This window comes from Bradyrhizobium sp. AUGA SZCCT0176 (genome assembly GCF_018130145.1).
Lineage (GTDB): Bacteria > Pseudomonadota > Alphaproteobacteria > Rhizobiales > Xanthobacteraceae > Bradyrhizobium.
In genome coordinates this window covers 49951-72266 of the sequence record NZ_JAFCMB010000022.1, presented here as the reverse complement: position 1 = coordinate 72266, position 22316 = coordinate 49951, and the positions used below count along the sequence as shown (strand labels likewise).

Genomic DNA, 22316 nt, shown 5'->3' with positions numbered 1-22316 from the left:
CAGTGTCGCCAAAACCGGTTCGTATCGCCCAGATTTCCGACCTGCATATCAAGCCGCCGGGCACGCTCGCCTATGGCCGGGTCGATACTGCCCGGGCGCTTGAACGTTGCGTCGCGGCGTTGAACGAATTTCAGCCGGTGCCTGATTTTGTAGTGATATCAGGTGATCTGGCAGATACGCCGACGGCTGAGGAATATCAGTACCTCAAGCGGCTACTGACGCCATTGAAACTCCCGTTCGCCGGCATTCCCGGCAATCACGATTCGCGTCAGCTGATGCGCGATGCGTTTCCCTCTGCTTCATATGCCTTGGCGTCTGGGCCGCTCAATCAGAAGATTGAGATCGGCGGGCTGGATCTGCTGCTGCTGGACTCAAGCGTACACCAAAAGCCCCATGGCGAACTCGAAGAGCCCACGCTGCGCTGGCTTGACGCGACACTGGCTGCTTCGCCGGATCGGCCAGCGCTGCTGTTCCTGCATCATCCGCCGTTCAAAGCCGGAATCTGGCACATGGATCGCCAGAATCTCCTCAACGCCAGCGAACTCGCCCCCATCGTTCGGCGTCATCCGCGCGTGCAACTCATCTCGGCCGGTCATGTTCACCGTGCGGCTCTGACGATGTTCGCGGGCGTGCCGACTACGATCTGCCCGGCGCCGAACCACGCGGTCGATCTTGACCTTGCTGAACTCCGCGAGCCCTCGTTCAAGGTGGAGCCGCCGGCCTTCCACCTCCACACCTGGTTTCCGGGCGAGGACTTCGGCAGCATCGTCACCCATCAGGTGCCGATTGGAACGTTTGACGGTCCGCATCCGTTTTTCGGGCCAGATGGGAAATTGCTTTAGGAGGCTCTTAAGTCTACCCTTCGGCGGCGTTTCCCAAAATTGTCGCTCCGCCATCGATAGCTTCCCTCGTTGCCCGGCCATCCTTCTTGCCCCGCATGTCGATTGACGCACTGGCTCATGCTTCATTTCGTTGCCGACCAGATTGCCAAGGCGGATGTGGAGGAGCAATCATTCTCCGGAAGATGTGGCCCATATCCCAAATGCTGACCGCTTGAGGAGAATCATGAAATGCGCCTTCTCCATTCGTTGATTCCGGCGCTCGCGCTGCTCCTGAGCTCTAATGCGATCGCACAGACGTCCTATCCGGACCGGCCTATCAAGATGATTGTGCCGCTGGCTGCAGCGAGTGCCGTCGATGTTGCGGCGCGGATCGTGACGCAGAAAATGGCCGACAATATGGGCCAGCAATTCGTGATCCTGAACCAGCCTGGCGCCTCAGGGATGATCGGGGCGGAGCAGGTCGCGCGGGCTGAACCGGACGGCTACACGATCGGGGGCTTCAACGACAGCATCATGACCATGGTGCCCAACCTGCAGTCCAAGATGCGCTGGGACATATTGAAGGACTTCGAACCGGTATCGCTGGTTGCAACCGTGGAGTGGGGGCTGGTCGCCAGCAATCGGGCCAGCTTCAAGAGCGCGGCGGATCTGATCGCAGCTGCGAAAGCAGCACCTGGCAAGATCGATTATGGCTCGGGTGGCCCGGGCAGCCCGCAGCATTTGGCCATGGCGATGTTTGCTTCCGCGGCCGGCATATCGCTGACCCACGTGCCCTATAAGGGCGCAACGCAAGCTGCAACCGATGTCGCCGCAGGCCAGATTCCAGTCGGCTTCCAGGGGCTCGGTACGGTTGCTGCCCTGGTGCGCGGCGGCCAACTCAAACTGATCGGAGTGACTACCGAGAAAAGATTGGCGCAATTCCCCGATGTGCCGACCGTCTCTGAATCCGGCTTGCCAGGATTCTTCTTCAACTCATGGTTTGCGATTCTTGCTCCTGCCGGCACGCCGAAGGCGATCATCGCTCGGTTGAACGCCGAGGCGCTGAAGGCGGTCGGTGATCCCGAAGTACGCCGCAAGCTGGAGGAACTGGGATTTGCGGTGCGCGGCAGTTCGTCGGAAGAATTGCGTGTCATGACGCGTGATCAACTTGCCAAATACGCGCGCGTGATCAAGGAAATGGGTATCGCGAACGAACAAGCCGCCGGAGCGAAGCGGTCGGCGCTGCGTTGCGCCGGCGAAGTCCGTTACAGGCCGAAATTGGTGCCTCAATGGCGTCTGGCTATTTCCGCGTGACGGGATAGCTCGATGCCCGTACCATCCGATCGCGGGTTCCAGGGTTATCGGAGCGTTAATGCCTGGGCCGCCTTTGAGTTTTGGCCGCTAAATCGACGCAGTAGGATGCTTTCCGGTTGAAAAGCCAACCGGCGTTGATTACGGAAGAGCTACATCCCGAACAGTTTCTGGAGTTTGACTGGCGTGCCTCAACAAAGGACGGGTGAAGCTCAGGGATTTTCGAGCAGCAAACTGTCGGTTTTGCGCAAGCATCCCTATTTTGTCGACCTTGAGCCCGAAGCCTTCGATCAACTCTGCCGTTACGCCAAACACGTCACGCTGAAGCGGGGAGCGACGATCTTCGCCAAGGGAGATCCCGGCAACAGCCTGTTTGCCGTGATCTCCGGCACGGTGAAGATCAGTATTTCGTCGCCCGATGGCCGCAACGCAATCCTGAACCTGATCGGGGCGGAGGAGATTTTTGGCGAAATCGCGCTGCTTGACGGTTCTGTTCGCTCGGCAGACGCGACTGCGAACACCGCTTGCGAGCTCTTCACGATCGACCGGCGCGAGTTCATTCCTTTCGTGCGCAGCCAGCCGGGCCTTGCGATGAAGTTCATCGAACTGTTGTGCACGCGGATTCGCTGGACTAGCGATCAGGTCGAACAGGTTATCCTTCAAAATTTGCCGGGACGGTTGGCCAGCGCGTTGCTTCGCTTAACCGAGAAACACAAGCTTGAACCGCAGGGCCGAACTATTGCGATTACCCAGCAGGAAATCAGCGAGATGGTCGGTATGACGCGAGAAAGCATCAATAAGCAGTTGCGGGCGTGGGCGGCGCGCGACTGGGTGCGGCTCGAGCACGGCGCGATCGTTGTACTGAAGGCCGAGCCGCTGCAGGCTTTGGCCGAAGCCGGATCTGGCGACGAAGGCGAATAGCGGCGTGCGGCCGGCTAATTCTCCGGCGCATTTCGCGATATTATTCTCACAGGTCGAACATGGCCACAGCGCGGATCGGGGAGGCGGTGCCCCCGCGCCACTTCATCGGCAGGCCGATGAAGGTGAACCGGCCTTTACCGAGCAGCGCTTCCAGATTGCACAGGCTCTCGATGTGGGTGATGTCGAGGTCGAGACAGGCCTTGTGAACGAGCGCGTTCACGTCGCCTTCGGGACCAGGCCGCATCGAGTCGATGCCAAAATGCACGACGCCCTGTTGTGCGAGCCATTCAGTCGCGGCGACATTCACGCCGGGATTGTCGTTCGAATATTCCTTGCGTGGGAACGTGCGTTCGTGGTGGCCGGTGCAGAGCAGTACGGTGCCGCCTCTCGGGATCGGCAGGTCGCCCTTCTTCACCGCCACATCGAGATCGGAGGGCGTAATCTCGGCGCGCGGCAGAATGTGGCGCAGGTCGAGGCAGATACCCGGCACAATGCATTTCTCCAGCGGATATTGGTCGATCGATATACCGCTCTTGCCGAAATGCCGGGGCGCATCGATGTGGGTGCCGGCGTGATCGACCATTGAGATGAACATCGATGCAAGTACGTGCACGTTACCGGACTCGGCAAGGGATTCTTCGTGGGTCTTCCAGACGCCATGGATGACAGGTGGGTGACCCGGATAGCTCGGGGTACGATGATAGAGCTCTCGGCTCAGGTCGATGATTTTCACGATAGAACCCTTTGGAAGATGCGGCTATTTCGGAATGCTGATAAACCCTGAGCGTTCGCGCTGTTCTTGTTGCCCTGCGCCGATCAACAAGCCGATCAATTCCTGCGCCTGGGGAGCGTGGGCAGCCCTGGTAGCGACGCCAGCTGTGTACATAGTCGCGAGTTCGCAACCGGGTGGCAGCGTCCCGGACAGGCTGACGCCCTTGGTGTTGATGATCTCGGTCGATTGCGTGCAGCCGATCGGACGTCGCGCATCGGATGCCGCCATTTCGCGCATAGCAGTCGCGCCGTTCGGGAAGATGTTGAGTCGTGCGGCGACTTTATCGGTGATGCCGAGTTGCGCCAGAACCTTCGCAACGTGAATGCCGGCGGTCGAGGCTACCGTGTCCGGCACGTAGATCGCGTCCGATGCAAGCAAGCATTCGCGCAAGCCGACGGTATCCTTGACCGTAACCCGGGGATCGCCGGCGCGAACAGCCAGGGCGGTCTCGACCAAGCCGACATTTGCGATCGACGAGGCGACCACCAGCTTCTCCTCGGCAAGCTTGGCCACGATCGCTGCGGTCAAAATGACGATGTCGGCCGGTATGCCCTTGCGCAATTTGTCGGCCATGGCGCCAACCGCGCCAAACTCTCCCGCGATATCGAAACCGGTCTGCGCCTTGAATTTCGAAGCCAGGCTGCCGACCAGTCCCTGTGCTGCGCCGCCGCTCAGGATGTTCAGGTTGCTCACGGGGCCTGCTCCATGGCAGCGATGATACTTTCGCGCGTGATTGGAAGATGGCGCACGCGCACGCCGAGCGCGTCGAACACGGCGTTGGCAATGGCCGCCGAAACCGGGCCATGGGCAGCTTCGCCGGCACCGACGGGGTCCATCTCCGACCGCTGGATCAGTTCGACTTCGACCTCCGGCACCTCGCTGAAGCGAAGGATCGGATATTCCGTCCAATTGGTGCTGGTGATGCGTTGCCGGTCGAAGCGGACGCGTTCCTTCAACACCCAACTCGTGGCCTGGATCGCGCCGCCTTCGATCTGGTTGATGACGCCATCAGGATTGATGGCCTCACCGACGTCGACCACCAGGGTCAATTTTCGGACGCGGATATCGTCGGCGCCCTCAATCTCGGCGACTACGGCACAATAGGCGCCGGTGTTCTTGTAGCGGGCAAAAGCGATGCCGTAGCCAATGCCGGGCTGCTTCTCCGGCTTCCACCGGGCGCGCTTTGCAGCAGCGCGGATCACGTCCTTTGCCCGCTCATCGGTCAAGTGACGCAGCCGGAATGCGACTGGGTCTTCGCCGCGCTCGGCGGCGATCTCATCAAGGAAGGATTCGATCGCGAATACATTGCCTTGAGCGCCGAGTGTCCGCAGCGCGGAGGTGCGGATCGGCATCGTCGTCAGGCGATGGCTTTCGATCTGCCAGGATGGGAAGTCATAGAGAGGTACGGCGTTGCGATCGCCGCCGCCGCCATTGGCCTGCGGTGGATTGGTCGAGATCATCCGCGGAAACGGATTTTCCAGTTCGAATCCCGCCAGCAGCGCCGGTTGCGCCGCGCGCCCCGGCCGTGCCACATGGCCGTTGCTCCATATGGAATGGCGCCAGTCGGTGATTTCGCCCTCTGCGTCGAGATCGGCCTCAATCTCGATCGTCATGGCGGCGCCAAACGGGGCATCCGACATCTCGCCTTCGCGCGACCATTGCACCCGCACCGGCCGGCCGCCGGCGGCCTTGGCTAGTAATACCGCGTCGAGCGCAACGTCGTCAGCCGCGTTATGTCCATAGCAGCCGGCGCCCTCCATATGTTCCACTATGATGTTTTCGGCCGGCAGTTTGAGAACCAGCGCCAGATCGGTGCGCAGGAGATAGACGCCCTGACTGTGGGTCCAGACGTGGACGCGGTCGCTATTCCACTGTGCCATGGCGCAGGAAGGCGCGATCGAGGCGTGGGCGATATAGGGGCGGGTATATTGCCGTTGAAGGGTCCGCTTCTTGGCACCGGGCGACGATGCTATGCGCTTGTCGACGACCGTTGTTTCCGAGGGTTCGGCCTTCAGGAATGCAGCTAAATCGCGTTCGTCGGGAAGGGGGGCGCCGTCGGCCCAGACCGCCCCCTTGCGCAGGGCTTGCAGCGCTGCTTCCGCGCCATGCTCGGTTTCGCAAACGACGCCCGCGAAACTGCCATCGCGCACGACAGCGACGAAGCCTGCTATCGTCCGGACATTGCCGTCTTTCAGCCCGGCGAGGTTCGCGCGCGCGTTCTGCGGCCGCAACACGCGGCCGTGCAGCATTTCCGGCAATGTCCAATCGTGAATGAAGCGCGCCCGCGCGAAGACCTTGTCGGGGATGTCGATCCGCTGCACCGAGTTTCCGGCGAGCGCGCGGCGTGTGGCCGGTTTCGGCTTCACATCAGGCGTCGCGTCGCGATCGAGCGAGACTTCTTCCGCAAGCTCCCAATAGCTCGTCGTGACATTGCCCGGCCCTGAAATGGTGCCGTCCTCGACACCGAGCGAAGCGATGTCGACACCCAGCCGTTCCGATGCCAGTTGAAGAAAGATCTGGCGTACCTCGGCGCAGGCATGCCGCATCGCGCGTCCCGATTGTTGCACGGAGAGGCTGCCTGAAGTCACGCCCTCGTTGGGGCTGACAGCCGTCGACGCGCGGATCATCTGCACGCGCCCAATATCGATGTCGAGTTCGTCGGCGGCGATCTGGGCCAGAGCCGTTACAATACCTTGCCCGATCTCGACCTTGCCCGGCGAGACCGTCACCTGTCCCTGCGGCGAAAATTTCAACCAGGATGACAGTTTCGGGTTTGCCGCGAGATTCACCGGCAATTTGGGCGGGGACGGGGGCGGCGCTGGCTGGTTCATTCCGCCGCCGTCTCGCCCGCTGCGCGCAGCACTGCCCGCACCATGCGGTTATGTGAGCCGCAACGGCAAAGGTTACCGTCGAGCGCTTCTTTCACTTCTCGGCTGCCGGGCTTGGGATTTCGTTTCAGCAGCGCGGCCGCGCTCATGAGAATTCCGGAGACGCAATAACCGCATTGCAGCGCCTGCTCGGCGATGAAGGCGCGTTGCAATGGATGCGGTCGCTCAGCAGTCCCCAAGCCCTCGATGGTCGTGATGTCCTTGTCCGCTATCGACCACAGCGGTGTATCGCAGGCCGCCACGGCGCGATCGTCGATCATGACGTTGCAGGCGCCGCATTCACCCGCGCCGCAGCCGAAATGCGGACCGGTCATGCCGAACCGCCCGCGCAAAATGTCCAGCAGAGGCCGATCGGGATCGGCGTCGACGTCGGTCTCCACGCCATTAAGGCGAAATCGAACGCTCGGCATCGCGGGTGGGCCTTGGCTGGCGCTACTTTACTGGGGCTTGTCGAACTTCTTGACGACCTCGGCCCATTTCACAATATCGCCGCGCAGGAATTTGTCGAACTCTTCCGGGGTCATCGCCATGGGAACCGCGCCCTGCTGGGTCCAGAGCTTGACGACATCCGGCCGTTTCACCGCGGCGTTCACGGCGGCATTGATCTTGTCGATGACCGGTTTTGGCGTTCCTGCCGGCGCCATCAATCCCAGCCAGATGGTCGCCTCATAGCCAGCAACGCCAGCCTCGATCGTCGTCGGCGCGTTGGGCAGCACGGTGGAGCGCGTCTTGCCGGTGGTCGCCAGCGCGCGCACTTGGTTCTCCGCGACATTGGGCGCCATCGTCGGAACCGCGTCGATCATCATCTGCACCTGGCCGCCAATCACGCCGCTACGCGCCTCGCCGCTGTTGCGGTAGGGCACATGCACAAGATCAACGCCGGCCATGGTCTTGAACAGCTCGCCGGCCATGTGATACGGCGTGCCCTGGCCGGACGACGCATAATTCAGTTTGCCGGGCTGCGATTTGGCCAGCGCGATGAATTCCTGCAGCGTCCTTGCCTGAACGCTTGGGTGGATCACGATCACGAGGTCGGAATAGTTGACCGGTGCGATCGGCGCGAGATCACGCATCAGCTCATATTTGCGCTGCGGCACCAGGGACTCGTTGGCGGTCTGGGTGTTCGACATCATCAGCAACGTGTAACCATCAGGCGGTGACTTGGCAGCCTCGAGCGTGCCGATGACGCCGCCGGCGCCGGTGCGGTTCTCGATCACGAAGGGTTGGCCGAAGCTTTCCTGCAGGATACTGCCGATTTGGCGGGCGGTGACGTCGGCAGGTCCACCGGCGCCGAACGGGACGATCACCCGGACCGGCCTCGAGGGATAGTCTTGGGCCAGACCTGTAGTCGCAAGAACAGCCTGTGCGAAAAGCGTTGCCGCCAGCGCAAGCGCCACTCTCAAGCGGATCATTTCAACCTCCCGAACCCAGACTTGTTCTGCCTGGCCTGTTGCCGGCCCAATCTGGCTTCAGCGGAAGTCTAGCGATCCGCGCGGTGATCGCCAGTACCTTCAGATGCGACATTCGTCGCGCTGCTGGCTTGTTTGACCAATTGATCCTCAGCCCCTTCCGGGAGTGCCCTCGTCCCATTTGACGTATTGCATCAATCAAGCCGCAACCATCTGCAGCATCGAGGCGACGCTGGCCGTGGCCAACGCAAATAGAATCATTGAGAGTGGGAAGCTGATTGCTGATCCAGGACACCCCGTCGCGAGGAATGTGACATGAAGTTCTTCCCCTGCATGGCTGTTGCTACCCTTCTGCTCGCCGGCAGTAATACCGTCACCAATGCCCAGACCCTTCCGGCCTATATGGCGCCGATCTCGGGTAAATCAGCTGCGACCGCCGCGGATATCGCGACCAGGGATGTGCTGGCGCTCAACACCGGCATGTTCGAGCTTTATGGCAATGCAGCAAAGATTTTCCAGAAGAACATTCTGGACAAGCATCCGGTGATTCTCGCCCTGTTCTCGGGCGCCGGCGGTCGGATGATCCTGTACCGGCCGGGTATGGCGCCAATGGATGCGCCACAGGTGCCGATCGTCTATCAACTGCTCAAATCGGTCGGCCACAGCACGATGGCACTGGCCCAGGTCGTTGGCCCCTATGTCGACAATCCCGATGACAAATCCTGGCGCGGGGCGATGCTGGCCTATCGCAGCCGCATGCAATCGGCGCTCGATGGCCTCGACGCCACGCCGATGGAGCCCGGTTGGCGCGACAACAATCGGACCATCCTGCAGAACAACCTCGCGTTCATGGACGAGTGCGTTGCCAAGGGCGTCGTTCCGTTCGCCACGCTCGAAGCCTTCGGCAAGAAGCAGGCGCCGTATCTGGCGAAGAACGTGGCTTGGGCGGCGCAGACACAAGTCGGGCACTGGATGACGGTGCTGGCGGACTGGAAGAAGCAACTCGGCGCCGACTGGGACAAGACCTATGCCGCGAGCAACACGATCTATGTGGCGCGCCAGAACAACGTGCTGTTCAGCGTCCTGGCGCAATTCTTCGGCCCTGACGCGATCAACAGCCGCTTGCTACTGATCGAGACGGTTTCGTTCACGACGACACCGGCGGATATGTTGGAATCCTTGACCCGCATCATTGCGGATCGTTCGGTCGGCTCGCTGTTCTTTGGCAACTATCATCTGATGGACTACGAGCTGATGGGGGGCGACGCGCGTGTCGCGATTGTTGCGGAAACCGGCAAGCGCGGCATGACGCCGTTCCTGCCGCCCGTCGTGCCGTTCGGCTCCAAGCAATGGCCGACATTGGTGACACCCGGGCCGGGCCCCGCGTCGATCGCCGATCTGAAGTAGTTCCGATAGTGTTGACCGACAGGTAGGAACATGCGGCCTTCGCGGCGCGAATTTGTGAAATGGGTGTCGGCAAGCGGCATCGCCCTCAGCCTGTCGCGGCTGGGATCGGCGGAAGCGGCCGGGTTGCCCCCACGTGCCTCTCTGCCGGGACGCGAGGGCTGGAACCCAGCGGCCAATGGTGCTGGCCGCATTGACGGCGTCGCCAAGGTTACCGGCGCGAAACTCTACGCGTCGGATTTTCGCGCGTCCGACCTGCCGGGCTGGCCGCAAAGCACCTCGCACGCGATCCTGGTTCGCGCGCCAGATGCCACGCATGTCTATGTCGGAATGGATCTCGCGCGGCTGAGCGGCGCGCTCAAGCCGTCGGTGGTCGTAACCGCGGCGGACCTCGACAAGATCGGCACGCGCGTTCCAGCATTCTACACCGGCGACCTGTTCTGTCCGGTCGGCAAGACGCCGATTTATATGGGACAGCCGGTCGCGCTGTTGATCTTCGAGACGTTTGACACCTTCGACCGGGCGCGGCTGGCGTTGCGATACGGGACGTTCGTCAAGTTCGGCGAGGAGACCGGCCCGGTCGCGATACCGAACTACGGTGCCTATCGCTTCACGCGGGTGGCCGGCGCAACGCCCGATGCGCCCGATGTCTATTCGCCGGTCCAGGCGGGCTGGGTCAGCCCAGGACGCTCCCAGATCTCGCCCCTGCCGGTGTGGTCGCCCCTCGCAAAGGACACGCCGGCGCCTTACTCCAAGGCTGCGGTCCATGGCGAACAAATTCGAAGCGAGCTCGCAGCGAAAAATTCCAATCTGCTGATGCTGGATCGCGAGTTCGAAACCCAATCCGTCGATCCGATGTTCCTCGAGCCGGAAGCCGGGCTTGCCTGGTACAACAGCAAGAGCGAAAGCCTGGAACTCGTCCTTGGCGTGCAGTCTCCCTACGAGGCGGCTGAATCGATTGAGCATATGCTCGGCAAGGCGAGCGCTCCATTCAAGCCTGCTCGTATCAATGCCCAGTTCACCTATGTCGGCGGCGGGTTCGGCGGCCGCGACCACACCCCGTTCGTCCTCTACGTGGCGCTGGCGGCGATGTTCTTTCCCGGCCGTCCGGTCCGGTTGGCGCATGACCGCTATCAGCAGTTTCAGGCCGGCATTAAGCGCCATCCATTCAAGATGCGGTCCCGGATCGGGGTCGACCGGAGCACGGGCAAGATCACGGCCTTCGCCGCCGACCATGTGCTCGATGGCGGTGGCCTTGCGAACTTTTCTGTCAACGTGGCAACCGTTGCCGCGACTGCAGCGATCGGCATCTACGACATTCCCAAAGTCGATGTGACCACGGTTGTGGTGCATTCCCGCGGCGTCACGGCCGGGTCGATGCGCGGTTACGGCACGCTGCAGAGTATGACCGCGCTGGAAGTGCTGATCGACGAAGTCGCAGCTGCCTTGCCGCTCGATCCGATTGAATTCCGGCGCCGCAACGCGCTCAAGCCCGACGGCCGGACCATGTGCGGCAATCGCTACAGCGTCTCGGTCCGCACCACGGAAATGCTCGACAAGCTCGAGAAGCATCCGATCTGGCAGCAGCGCGCGCAGCAAAAATCAGCCGCGCGGCCTGGCACTCTCGTTGGCACCGGGCTCGCCTGCGTGACCAAGGACTACGGCGCCGGCGCCGATTGTTCGCTGGGGCGTGTCGAACTCTCGGCCGAGGGCAAGATCACGATCTATTGCGACCATGTCGAGATGGGCAACGGCATTGGCACCGCGCTGGCCAACCGGGTGGCGATCCATCTCGGCGTCGTCGCCGACGAAGTTTCGGTGGCACGCGTCGATAGCTATGATGTCCTCGGGCTGGTCACGTCGGGCGATCCCTACATGATGGATCAGAAGACGCAGGACCGGGCAGAGAAAGACCCGCGCTGGGTGCCCGCCATCAGTACGGCGACCAGCGCCTCGGTCGGCGCGCATGTTGGAACCCATTCGGCGGCCGAGGCGGCGCGTGTAATCTTCCGCTTCGGTCTGTGGCCAGCGGCGCTTGAGTTGTGGAACATCGCTCCGAACGACCCGCGCGCCAAGGATTGGGCGAAGGCGCAATGGAAAGACGGGCAGCTTGTTATGTCCGGTCTTGCGGCGCTGCCCTTGTCGGCACTGGCCGCGAAGGCGTATGCACGCAATCTGGTGACCGGCGCCATGGCGCACAGCTTCTCCCGCTGGGAGTGGTCGCGTGCGCGCTTTCCGTTTAACGGCGAACAATATCGTGCCGAGATCGATGCGCTGGCGGTACGGAAGGGTAACGGCAAGTTCGCCCGGATTGATCGGGTCAGCGTCAGATTCCCGCCAGCCGTCAACAACCAGAGCGGCAACACCTATACCTCGATGTGCGGAACGCTGGTCCGCGTCGAGATTGAGCGCGCGACCGGTGTGCTGCGTATCGCCAAGGCCTACAATGTATTTGAATGCGGTCGCGCATTGGTGCCCGAAGTGGTGCTGGGCCAGGCGCAAGGCGGCTTTGCGATGGGCGTCGGCTATGCCCTGCTGGAGAACCTGCCGCCTTACGAGGGCGGTCCCGGCAACGGCCAATGGAATCTCGGGCAGTATCTTGTCGCGCGCGGATCGGACCTGCCGCTTCGCGATCTCGAAATCGAGGTGCTGCCGCCGCTAACGCCGGACGAGCCGCCGAAAGGCATGGCGGAAGTCGTGATGGTTCCGGTCGTACCGGCGATCCTGAACGCTATCTTCGACGCCACCGGCCGCCGCTTCCAATCCCTGCCGGTGACCGCCAGCCTGCTCAAGGGAGTGCTCGCGTGACCAGATTGAGCATCACGATCAACGGCCGCGCGCACGGACCGACGGATGTTCGCGACGATCTCTCGATGAACGATTTCCTGCGCGAGTATCTCGGGATGACCGGGACCAAGTTTGGGTGCGGCGCCGGGCAGTGCTTGAGTTGCGCCGTCATCGTCGACAATCCCGATGGAACGAGTTTCACCAGCCCGACCTGCGTCGTCTCTGCGGTGAGTTTCGACGGCAAGGTCATCCGCACGGTCGAGGGACATGCGAAGAACGGCGAGCTTACGACGCTGCAGAAGGCATTCATTGAGCACTTCTCGTTCCAGTGCGGCTATTGCACCGCCGGTTTCCTGAACGAGGGACAGGTGCTGCTGGAGCGTCTGGCGAAGGCGCCGGTCGCACGCGCGGAACTCGAAAAAACCATCGCGGAAGCGCTCGACGGACACATCTGCCGCTGCACCGGCTATATCAAATATCACGAAGCGGTACGTGACGTGATCCTCGCGGATTCCAAGCGCTATCTCGTGGCGAACCAATGACTGGGCGCGAGGACCAAGCGACATGAAATCGGAACTGCGATTTAAGCTTGTCGTCTCTATCTTCACCGTGGCGACGAGCATGCTTGGGGGCTACGCGGTTTCCGAAACTGCGCCCCAGAACCTTGCCAGCCCTGAGAGCTTTGCATCAATCGCCGATACGGACGCACGATCGGCGGCGATGTTCACTGAACTCGGCAAGGTGCTCACCCATCCGCGTTGCACCAACTGCCACCCGGCGACTGACCGTCCGCGGCAAGGCGATGAGAGCCGGCTGCATCAGCCACCAGTCGCGCGCGGCATCGATGGCCACGGCCTTCCGGCGATGCGCTGCTCGATCTGCCATCAGAATGCGAACTTTGAGCCCGGCCGCATGCCGGGTCACCCGGAATGGCATCTCGCGCCGCGCGAAATGGCATGGGAGGGCAAGACGGTTGCCGAAATTTGCACGCAGCTCAAGGATCCCGCGCGCAATGGCGGTCGCAAGCCCGAGGATCTGATCCATCACATCGGCGAAGATACGCTCGTCGGCTGGGCCTGGGCCCCGGGCGCTGGCCGCAGCCCCGCGCCCGGTACGCAAAAGCAGGCCGGCGCGCTGGTCGAGGCCTGGGTGAAAACCGGCGCGGCCTGTCCCGCGCAGTAACACCTGCGCGAAAGACCGTGCATTGTAGCGCGCGCTAGATTGATGGGCAGGCGATCTACGCCAATGGGCAGCCGATCGTACGCTTAATGCATGGCTTGGCTTCCGTTTTCGCCGGTGTGCCCGATGATAAAGCTACTCGGCGACGGCGGATTTTGATGTTACCTATCGAGCCATGAACCAGCATGCCAAGGTCGACATCCGCCACTCCACCTGTCCGCATGATTGCCCGTCGGCCTGCGCGCTCGACATCGAGGTGATCGACGGCCGCAGCATCGGCCGGGTGCGCGGCTCCAAGCAGCAGACCTACACCGCCGGCGTTGTCTGCGCCAAGGTCGCACGTTATGCCGAGCGCATTCATCACCCCGACAGGCTGTTGCACCCGATGCGTCGCACCGGACCCAAGGGTTCCGGTCAGTTTGCGCGGATCTCGTGGGACGACGCCCTGGATGAAATCGCCGCGCGTTTCGATCAGGCTGAGCAGGAATTCGGCGCTCAATCGGTATGGCCGTATTATTACGCCGGCACGATGGGCCTGGTCATGCGCGACGGCATCAACCGTCTTGCCAATGTGAAGAAATATTCCCGTTTCTACTCGACGATTTGCGCGAACGTCGCCCGTATCGGATTTGCCATCGGCACCGGCAAGATCGCCGGCGTCGATCCGCGCGAGATGGGCGTGTCCGACCTTGTCGTGATCTGGGGCACCAATCCCGTGAACACCCAGGTCAACGTGATGACGCATGCGATGCGCGCCCGCAAGGAGCGCGGCGCCAAGATCGCTGCGATCGATGTCTACAACAACGACACCATGAAGCAGGCCGATATCAAGATCCTGCTTAAGCCTGGCACTGACGGTGCGTTCGCCTGCGGCGTCATGCACGTGTTGTTCCGGGAAGGTTACGCCGATCGCGAATATATGGATCGCTACACCGATTGCCCGAATGAACTGGAAGCGCACCTTGCGAGCCGTACGCCGGAATGGGCATCGTCTATCTCGGGCGTGCCGGTCGAGGAGATCGAGGCATTCGCGCGCCTCGTCGGTCAGACCCAGCGTTCGTTCTTCCGTCTGGGCTATGGCTTCACGCGCAGCCGTAATGGTGCGGCGCAGATGCATGCGGCGCTGTGTATTCCGGCGGTAACCGGCGCCTGGCAACACGAGGGCGGTGGCGCGTTCTTCAACAATTTTGCGATCTGGAAGTTCGATGAATCGATCATCGAGGGCCACGATGCGCTCGATCGCAGCACCCGCTGGCTCGACCAGTCTCAGATCGGCCGTATCCTGACCGGCGACGCAGAAGCCTTGAAGGGCGGGCCGCCGGTCAAGGCGATGCTGATCCAGAACACCAACCCGATGACGGTCGCGCCGGAGCAGGCGCTGGTGCACCAGGGTTTTGCGCGCGAAGACTTGTTCATGGTGGTGCATGAGCAGTTCATGACCGAGACGGCTGTCATGGCCGACATCGTGCTGCCGGCGACCATGTTCATGGAGCACGACGACCTCTATTACGGTGGCGGACATCAGCATATCTCGGTCGGCGCCAGGCTGATCGATCCGCCCGGCGAGTGCCGTTCGAACCACGAGGTGTTGCAGGGCCTCGGCCGTCGGCTTAACGCCGTGCATCCCGGCTTTACGATGTCGCCGCGCGAATTGATCGACGCGACGCTGAAGAAGAGCGGTCATGGCGATATCGCGGCCCTGGAGGCGGATCTTTGGCGCGACCTCCAGCCGGATTTTCGTACCTCGCATTACCTCGACGGTTTTGCGCATGCGGACAAGAAGTTCCACTTCAAGGCCGACTGGGCGAACCCGCCCTTCGGCAACGCCTTGGGCCCCTGGGCACAGATGCCGTCGTTGCCAGACCATTGGACCATCATCGAGGAGGCGGATGAGGCGCATCCGTTCCGGCTCGCCACCAGTCCCGCGCGCAGCTTCCTCAACACCAGCTTCAACGAAACGCCTTCGTCGATCGCGCGCGAGGGCAAGCCCTCGGTGATGATGCACCCCGATGATGCCGCTACGCTCGGGCTCTCCGATGGGGATGTCGTCACACTCGGCAACGTGAGAGGCGAGACGAATTTGACGGTTAAGCTGTTCGACGGGCTGCGACGCGGCGTATTGATCGCGGAATCCATTCAGCCGAACAAGGCCCATATCGGCGGTCGCGGTATCAACATGCTGACCGGAGCCGAGGCGGTCGCCCCCGTGGGCGGTGCGGCGTTCCATGACAACAAGGTCTGGGTGAAGAAGGCGACGCCCTCGGCGTAAATCCTGCTTGCAGTCCGGCGTCATCCTGCCGCAAATGTTCGCCAATCCATGGCAAACGGGCGAGCGGAACAATGACCGACAACAGCAGCGTAATACGCGAGAAGCGCGGACAGGCGTTCTGGATTACCATCAACCGGCCGGACAAGCGCAACGCCATTAATGCCGACGTCGTCGCCGGCATCGCCAGGGGGTATCGCGACGCCCATGACGACAAGGAAGTGCGCGTCATCGTGCTGACGGGGGCGGGTGACAAGGCGTTTTGCGCCGGCGCCGACCTGCAGAACAGCGGCGCTGCCTTCTCGATGGATTTTTCCAAGCCGAATGTCGACTACGCCGATCTGTTGCGGCTGTCGCAGAATGCCACCAAGCCTGCGATCGCACGGGTAGGAGGCGTCTGCATGGCCGGCGGCATGGGCTTGTTGTGCATGACGGATATGGCGGTGGCCGCCGATCACGTGATTTTCGGGCTGCCCGAAGTAAAGGTCGGCGTATTTCCGATGCAGGTGATGAGCCTGTTGCAATCGATGGCGCCACCGCGCCTCGTCAATGAATGGGCGCTGACGGGCGAGCCGTTCGATGCGAAGGCGGCTCAGGCCGCCGGGCTGCTGAATTACGTGGTGCCGCCAGCCGAGCTCGACACCAAGGTCGAATGGCTGATCAGCCGTATCGTCGACAAATCGCCGACAGCGATCCGGCGCGGCAAATATGCCATGCGCGCCATCGCCTCGATGTCGTTCGACGAAAGCATCGCCTACACCGAAAGCCAGATTGCCTTGCTGGCCATGACGGAAGACGCCAAGGAAGGCCTCAAGGCGTTTGGCGAGAAGCGCAAACCGTCATGGCCGGGGCGGTGAGCTTCTCGGTTATCTGCACGACCGCTGATCGTGCAGTGTGTATCGGTCAGCGTTATTGCGCTCCGAACGATACGGAGGCGCGTGCGCGATAGGTCCAGAGGCCGAAACTGCCTCCGATGCCGCTACGCTCACCGCCGATCGCAACCTGTGCTCCGTTGTTGAACTTTGCAGCTAACCCGCCGATTGCGCGGGCCGACCAGCCATCGAACACATTGATGACAGGAATTGCGGGGACAGCCGCAACCAGTGTCACATTGTCCGAATTGAAATAGTAATCGCTGTAGACCCCTACATAAGGGACCAGCGTGGCTGTCGATATCCAGGCCACGGGATAGGACAGCTTCACGCCTCCACTGGCGCGGCCGACTGCGAAGTTGCGATCACTCAGCAGGATACCAAGCGTATCTCTGTAGGCATTCTCGTGCTCCCACAACGCATAGATCCGCGCGGAGGGCTCGATCTGCAGGCCCCAACTTTGGTAAGTGCCAGTTAGTCCACTGGAGAGCAGCCAACGTTGTCCGCCAAATTGACCGGAGGCAGTGCCCGCGCTGCCGTCATAGCCGATGCCGGAATAGGCGAACGCTGCATCGAAGCGAATGTTCGGCGCAAGCATCCATCCCAGGTACGAACCAACCGTCCAACCATCGCCTTTCAACCGTCCCTGCAGCGCGTCGGATCGATAATCGAAGGTCTCGTAGCCGCCGAGCACGCCGATCAGGAAATTCGGCGTCAGCTTGCGGGTAACCCCTGCCAGCAGGTTGACTTGATCGCCTGAGAGCAACGAGGCACCGGTCACCACGCCCAATCCACCGGTCCCCCAGCGATCCAGGTGGGCGCCACGGACTTCGGCCCAGCCATACCAATCCCGCTGTTCGACCCGACGCGGTGGTGCCTTGGCATAACCGCCGGCATAGGCCAGCGCGCCGAAGGCATCGTTCACGCGATCCCGTTGTTCCGGTGCAAAGCTGCGCGCCGTTCCGAACGAGCCGCCGGCGCTGCTGAATGGATCCGCAGCATGCGCGATGGTATCCGGCTTTCCGTCCGGGTCAGCCGCGAAATTGAAGCGAACGCCTCCGCCACTGACAGTGGCGGGCGGACCGCCGCCGCCAAAGCCCTCTGATATGGCGCTGTCGACCGCGCCCGATATCGCCGAACCGGAATTCTGCGCGACAACCTTGGTGGCCATCGCTTGCAGCGCCTGTAACTTGGCGCTGTCAGCCGTGCCGCCGACCGCCTGAGTCAAAGCCGCCGACGTACTCGCGGTAAAGCTTCCTGCACCAGCGTAGGCGGCGGTGATGCTGTGGTTTCCCTGCGTAAGGTTTGCGGTCGTGAAAGTTGCGACGCCTCCTGCGAGTGCGCCGTTACCGATCACGGCGCCGCCGTCGAGAAAGTTCACCGTTCCCGTCGGTGTGCCGCCGGTACCACTGACGGTAGCGGTGAAGGTGACGGATTGGCCGACGGCGGATGGATTGAGCGATGAGGTCACCGTCGTCGTTGTTGCAGCCGCTACGGCCTGGCAGACGACGGCAATGGTTATGCTGGCGGCGGCGGTCTCGCCGACCCCCGATTGTGCGAATACTTCGGTGCCGTTCGCGGTCAGGCTCAGCGTCGTTCCATTGGCAATCGAATTGCCGTTCACTGCCGCGGCGCCCAGCCTCAGGACCAGCGAATTTGGCGTATTGAGAGAAGCAGCATTGCCCGGATTAGTAACGGTCAATGTCAACTTTTCGCCGGCTGAAAAAGCAGCATTGACGGGTGGACTATTGACGGTGCCGCCCACCGTTTTCGTAAAATTGAGCGTGCCACCGTTTACGGCATCACATCCAGCTGAAGCGAACGCGGCTGCCGGCGCCAAAAGGCTCGCGCATAACCCGAGCGTCAGCGCCCAAGCGGCATTCGAACTCCCAAGCCGCCGCTTGGAGCGGCGTGCATTCCCCATTCCCAGCACGTCAGCCCCCAAACCCATCGTAGGAAATTGCTTAATTATGAGTCGATGGTATCGGAGTCGGAACTCCGATCAATGCGGCCAGGGCGGGTTTTGACAATCGCTTCAGGCATGTTGCGCTTCGGCAACAAATATCGAGCGCGCTTTGAGAAGCCGCTTCCTGAACGCCTCGTTCGGATGGTGTTCGGCCTGTGACGGCCTGCACTTATCCGGCGTTGGCCTTAAGCCCAGCGGCCTCGATGCCCGCGACGGCGCAGACTTCATCATTGTCCGAGGTGTCGCCGCTGACACCGACAGCGCCGAGCAAAACGCCGCCGTCCTGGATCAGCACCCCGCCGGGCACCGGAACAAGGCGGCCTTGCGCCATCGTGTTTATCGCGCTGACGAAATAGGCCTGCTCCTGCGCCCGCTGGAACAGCGCGCGTGAGCCCATGCCCAGCGCCAGCGCGCCATAGGCCTTGCCGTGTGCGATTTCGGCCCGCATCAGGCTGGTGCCGTCCTGCGCCGCGGTGACTTTGACGCAGCCGCGTGCATCGAGAATGGTGATGACCAGCGGCTTCAGTTTTTTCTCGACGCCCTTGGCAAGCGCGGCATCTAGAATTTTACGGGCGACGTCGAGCGTGAGTTCAGCCATGGATCGGTTCCTTTGCATGTGAGGAGAGAGGTGAATTGGACTTTGCGCGGTCGAGGCTCATCGCCAGAACGCGTGCGACGTGAAGGGCGGATCGCCCGCTGCCATCCTTGATCTGATGCCGGCACGAGGTGCCATCGGCAACGATCAGTGTGGCTTGGTCGGCGCCGCGGACGGCCGGCAGCAGTGAGAGTTCGGCCATTTGCATCGAAGCCTCATAGGTGTCGGCACCATAGCCGAAGGCGCCGGCCATGCCGCAGCAACTGGACTCGATGATCTCGACGTTCAGGTCGGGCACGAGGCGAAGCGCTTTTTCGACCGGCTTGAACGCACCAAATGATTTCTGATGGCAGTGGCCGTGAACCAGCGCCTTGGCAGGCATCGAACCAAGCGGCAGCCGCAGACGGCCGGCCTCCGCCTCGCGAACCAGGAATTCCTCGAACAGCAGCGCATGCGTGCCAATGCTCTTGGCGTCGTTATCGGAGCGCAAGGAAAGCAGCTCATCGCGCAGCGTCAGAAGACAACTCGGCTCCAGTCCGACGATTGGAACGCCGCGCGCGGCGAACGGCGCATAGGTTGCCACCAGCCGGTCCAATTCGGCTCGCGCTTGATCAACCAGACCAGCAGAGAGGAACGTACGCCCGCAGCACAGCGGCCGCGCGTGGTCTGCCGGTTTTGGAATGTGGACGCGGTATCCGCCTTCGACCAGCACGCGCAGCGCGGCATCGAGATTTTCCCGCTCATAGGCACGGTTGAACGTATCGGCGAACAGCACGACTTCGCGGCCACTCTCCGGCCCGAAGGCCTCGGCATCGGTTCGGAACACATCGCGGCGGAATGCGGGCAGGGCGCGTTGCGCACTGATGCCGGCGAATTTTTCCAACAGCTTGCGCAGCAACGGGCTGCCATTGCGCCAATTGGCGAGCGGAGCGAAGCGGGCCGCGAGGCCGGCATAGCGAGGCAGGTACCCCACCAGCCGATCGCGCAGTGAAAGCCCATGCGTTGCCGCGCGTGCCGCCAGCACCTCGATCTTCATCTTGGCCATGTCCACGCCGGTCGGGCACTCGTGGCGGCAGGCCTTGCAGGAGACGCAGAGTTTCAGCGTGTCCATCATCTCGTCGGAAGCCAGCGCGTTCGGTCCGAGTTGACCGGAGATCGCCAGTCGCAGCGTATTGGCGCGGCCGCGGGTGACGTCCTTCTCGTTGCGGGTCGCACGGTAGGACGGACACATCACGCCGCCTTCGAGCTTCCGGCAGGCGCCGTTGTTGTTGCACATCTCGACGGCCCCCTGGAAGCCGCCGCCGGCGCCGGGATAAGCCGACCAATCAAGCGCCGTTTTCAGTTCGCCGATACGATAATCGGGCGGATAGCGAAACAGCGAGCGGTCGTCCATTTTGGGCGGATCGACGATCTTGCCGGGATTGAGGACATTGTCCGGGTCGAAGCGATGCTTGACCTCCCTGAAATCGGCAACGATGCGCGAACCGAACATCGCTTCATGGAATTCGGAGCGGACCAGGCCGTCACCGTGCTCGCCGGAGTGCGAGCCCTTGTATTCGCGCACCATCTCGAAGGTCTCTTCGGCGATGGCGCGCATCGCCTTGACATCCTTCTCCAGCTTCAGATTGAGCACAGGACGCACATGAAGGCAGCCTTCGGAGGCGTGCGCATACATGGTGCCGCGGGTGCCGTGCTTTTCAAAAATGCCGTTGAGGCGTTCGGTATAGTCGGCAAGATGCGGCAGCGGCACCGCGCAGTCCTCGACAAAGGAGACCGGCTTGCCCTCCTGCTTCATCGACATCATGACATTGAGGCCCGCGGCGCGGAAGTCGGCGATGCCGGTCTGCAGCGCGGGTTCTGTGACTTCGACCACGCCGCCCCATTTGCGCTGCGGCTTGTCCCAACCGAAGCCGAGATCGGCCATCAGCTCGCCGAGCTGCTTCAGGCGGCGGTGGTTTTCAGCCTGATCTTCCTCGGCGAATTCCACGATCAGCACCGCATCGGGGTTGCCGCGTACGGCGGTGCTGATGATTGGCTGGAACATCGCGATCTCGCGGCCCAGCGCGATCATGGTGCGATCGACCAGTTCGACTGCAATCGGGCGGAGTTTTACCAGATGCTGGGCCGCGTCCATCGCCTCATAGAAGTTGCCGAAATGACAGACGCCCAGCACCTTGTTGCGGATGATCGGCCATAGCTTGAGCTCGACCTGCGTGGTGAAGGCCAGCGTGCCTTCGGAGCCTACCAGCAGGTGCGCCATGTTGTTCGCCGCGTTGCGCGGTACCAGCGCGTCGAGATTGTAACCGCCGACGCGGCGCTGCACTTGCGGAAATCTTTCGGCGATCTCGGCTGCCTCGCGCTTGGCGAGATCGAGCATGTCGCGAAACAGCGCGAGCCCGCTATCTGGTGAATTCACGCGCGCGAGATCGCGCGGCACCTCGCCAAAATGCAGCAGCGTGCCGTCGGCCAGGGCCGCATCCATCGACAGCGTATTGTCGCGCATGGTGCCGTAGCGGAGCGAGCGTCCGCCGCAGGAATTATTGCCGGCCATGCCGCCGATGGTGGCGCGCGACGCCGTCGAGACGTCGACCGGAAACCACAGCCCGTGCTTCTTGAGTTGGCGGTTGAGGTCGTCGAGCACGATGCCGGGTTCGACAACGCAGGTGCGATTTTCGACATCGAGCGAGAGGACACGGTTCAGATGTTTGGAAAAGTCGACGACGATCCCCTCATTGACGGTCTGGCCGCATTGCGAGGTGCCGCCGCCGCGCGGGGTGACGATTCGGCCGGCATCCTTTGCGATGGCCAGGCTCCGCAACGCCTCGTCCATGGTCCGGGGGACCACGACGCCAAGGGGCATCATCTGGTAGAACGATGCGTCGGTCGCGTAGCGGCCGCGGTTGAACGCGTCAAAGAAGACGTCGCCGGTAATCTCGCGAGCAAGACGCACGGCGAGGGCGCTGTTTTCAGCCGAATTTTGTGACTTTTCGGCCCCTGTTGCCGCCATTGCCTTGGTCTCGTGAGTGAACGTCAGTGTCTTGCCTGCCGGGGTCCGCCTTGGCAAGGCAAAGCCCCGCTTCTTGGGCATTGACGGGCCCCGCCGGGCGGGGGACAAGCCCGCCGAA

17 protein-coding genes are annotated in these 22316 nt (G+C 62.2%); 9 read left to right on the top strand and 8 right to left on the bottom strand.

What is annotated here, in order from left to right; translation table 11 throughout:
• The first annotated feature begins 2 nt into the window (after positions 1 to 2).
• The 3 genes from JQ600_RS31380 (at position 3) to JQ600_RS31370 (ending at position 3053) form a co-directional block, all read left to right on the top strand.
• Positions 3 to 842, top strand: a complete 840-nt coding sequence (locus JQ600_RS31380) for a phosphodiesterase (RefSeq protein ID WP_212390950.1) — start codon at positions 3 to 5, stop codon at positions 840 to 842.
• A gap of 228 nt (positions 843 to 1070) precedes the next feature.
• Positions 1071 to 2135 (top strand): tripartite tricarboxylate transporter substrate binding protein, encoded by a 1065-nt coding sequence (locus JQ600_RS31375; protein ID WP_212490260.1) that lies wholly within the window; start codon positions 1071 to 1073, stop codon positions 2133 to 2135.
• A gap of 183 nt (positions 2136 to 2318) precedes the next feature.
• Positions 2319 to 3053 (top strand): Crp/Fnr family transcriptional regulator, encoded by a 735-nt coding sequence (locus JQ600_RS31370; protein WP_212263941.1) that lies wholly within the window; start codon positions 2319 to 2321, stop codon positions 3051 to 3053.
• 46 nt (positions 3054 to 3099) lie between these two features.
• Here JQ600_RS31370 and JQ600_RS31365 read toward each other — a convergent pair whose 3' ends face one another.
• From JQ600_RS31365 to JQ600_RS31345, 5 genes are read right to left on the bottom strand one after another with little or no spacing between them, the layout of a single operon-like run.
• Positions 3100 to 3786 carry a cyclase family protein gene (locus JQ600_RS31365; RefSeq protein ID WP_212490259.1) on the bottom strand — a complete coding sequence of 229 codons (687 nt, stop codon included), beginning with the start codon at positions 3784 to 3786 and terminating at the stop codon, positions 3100 to 3102.
• A gap of 24 nt (positions 3787 to 3810) precedes the next feature.
• Positions 3811 to 4518 (bottom strand): substrate-binding domain-containing protein, encoded by a 708-nt coding sequence (locus tag JQ600_RS31360; protein ID WP_212263943.1) that lies wholly within the window; start codon positions 4516 to 4518, stop codon positions 3811 to 3813.
• Positions 4515 to 6656 carry a molybdopterin cofactor-binding domain-containing protein gene (locus JQ600_RS31355; protein WP_212390947.1) on the bottom strand — a complete coding sequence of 714 codons (2142 nt, stop codon included), beginning with the start codon at positions 6654 to 6656 and terminating at the stop codon, positions 4515 to 4517. Before JQ600_RS31355 ends, JQ600_RS31360 begins: the two co-directional genes overlap by 4 nt.
• The gene (locus tag JQ600_RS31350; RefSeq protein ID WP_212390946.1) at positions 6653 to 7123 is read right to left on the bottom strand and encodes a (2Fe-2S)-binding protein; all 471 of its coding nucleotides are present in this window, start codon (positions 7121 to 7123) and stop codon (positions 6653 to 6655) included. The genes JQ600_RS31355 and JQ600_RS31350 overlap by 4 nt, the downstream gene beginning before the upstream one ends.
• 27 nt (positions 7124 to 7150) lie before the next feature.
• Positions 7151 to 8125, bottom strand: coding sequence for a tripartite tricarboxylate transporter substrate binding protein (locus JQ600_RS31345; protein WP_212390945.1), 975 nt, complete (start codon positions 8123 to 8125; stop codon positions 7151 to 7153).
• Between the two features lie 312 nt (positions 8126 to 8437).
• Between JQ600_RS31345 and JQ600_RS31340 the strand changes: the two genes are divergently transcribed.
• The 6 genes from JQ600_RS31340 to JQ600_RS31315 all read left to right on the top strand — a co-directional run bounded on the left by JQ600_RS31340 (position 8438) and on the right by JQ600_RS31315 (position 16615).
• The gene (locus JQ600_RS31340; protein ID WP_212390944.1) at positions 8438 to 9529 is read left to right on the top strand and encodes a hypothetical protein; all 1092 of its coding nucleotides are present in this window, start codon (positions 8438 to 8440) and stop codon (positions 9527 to 9529) included.
• A 30-nt stretch (positions 9530 to 9559) separates the two neighbouring features.
• On the top strand, positions 9560 to 12334 hold the full coding sequence (locus JQ600_RS31335; RefSeq protein WP_212490258.1) for a xanthine dehydrogenase family protein molybdopterin-binding subunit: 2775 nt from the start codon (positions 9560 to 9562) through the stop codon (positions 12332 to 12334).
• Complete coding sequence (locus JQ600_RS31330; RefSeq protein ID WP_212390942.1) at positions 12331 to 12855, top strand: (2Fe-2S)-binding protein; 525 nt, start codon at positions 12331 to 12333, stop codon at positions 12853 to 12855. The genes JQ600_RS31335 and JQ600_RS31330 overlap by 4 nt, the downstream gene beginning before the upstream one ends.
• Positions 12856 to 12934: 79 nt before the next feature.
• Positions 12935 to 13495, top strand: coding sequence for an Isoquinoline 1-oxidoreductase subunit (locus tag JQ600_RS31325; RefSeq protein WP_409410688.1), 561 nt, complete (start codon positions 12935 to 12937; stop codon positions 13493 to 13495).
• A gap of 172 nt (positions 13496 to 13667) precedes the next feature.
• Positions 13668 to 15761 carry a molybdopterin oxidoreductase family protein gene (locus tag JQ600_RS31320; RefSeq protein ID WP_212390940.1) on the top strand — a complete coding sequence of 698 codons (2094 nt, stop codon included), beginning with the start codon at positions 13668 to 13670 and terminating at the stop codon, positions 15759 to 15761.
• A gap of 71 nt (positions 15762 to 15832) precedes the next feature.
• On the top strand, positions 15833 to 16615 hold the full coding sequence (locus tag JQ600_RS31315) for an enoyl-CoA hydratase/isomerase family protein (protein ID WP_212390939.1): 783 nt from the start codon (positions 15833 to 15835) through the stop codon (positions 16613 to 16615).
• Between the two features lie 52 nt (positions 16616 to 16667).
• Here the strand turns inward: JQ600_RS31315 and JQ600_RS31310 are convergent, their stop codons facing one another.
• The 3 genes from JQ600_RS31310 to JQ600_RS31300 form a co-directional block, all read right to left on the bottom strand.
• Positions 16668 to 18332, bottom strand: coding sequence for an Ig-like domain repeat protein (locus JQ600_RS31310; RefSeq protein WP_212390938.1), 1665 nt, complete (start codon positions 18330 to 18332; stop codon positions 16668 to 16670).
• Between the two features lie 433 nt (positions 18333 to 18765).
• Positions 18766 to 19194: a heme-binding protein gene (locus tag JQ600_RS31305; RefSeq protein ID WP_212263955.1), complete on the bottom strand. Its 429-nt coding sequence runs from the start codon at positions 19192 to 19194 to the stop codon at positions 18766 to 18768.
• Positions 19187 to 22198, bottom strand: coding sequence for an FAD-binding and (Fe-S)-binding domain-containing protein (locus JQ600_RS31300; RefSeq protein ID WP_212490265.1), 3012 nt, complete (start codon positions 22196 to 22198; stop codon positions 19187 to 19189). Before JQ600_RS31300 ends, JQ600_RS31305 begins: the two co-directional genes overlap by 8 nt.
• Positions 22199 to 22316 lie beyond the last annotated feature (118 nt).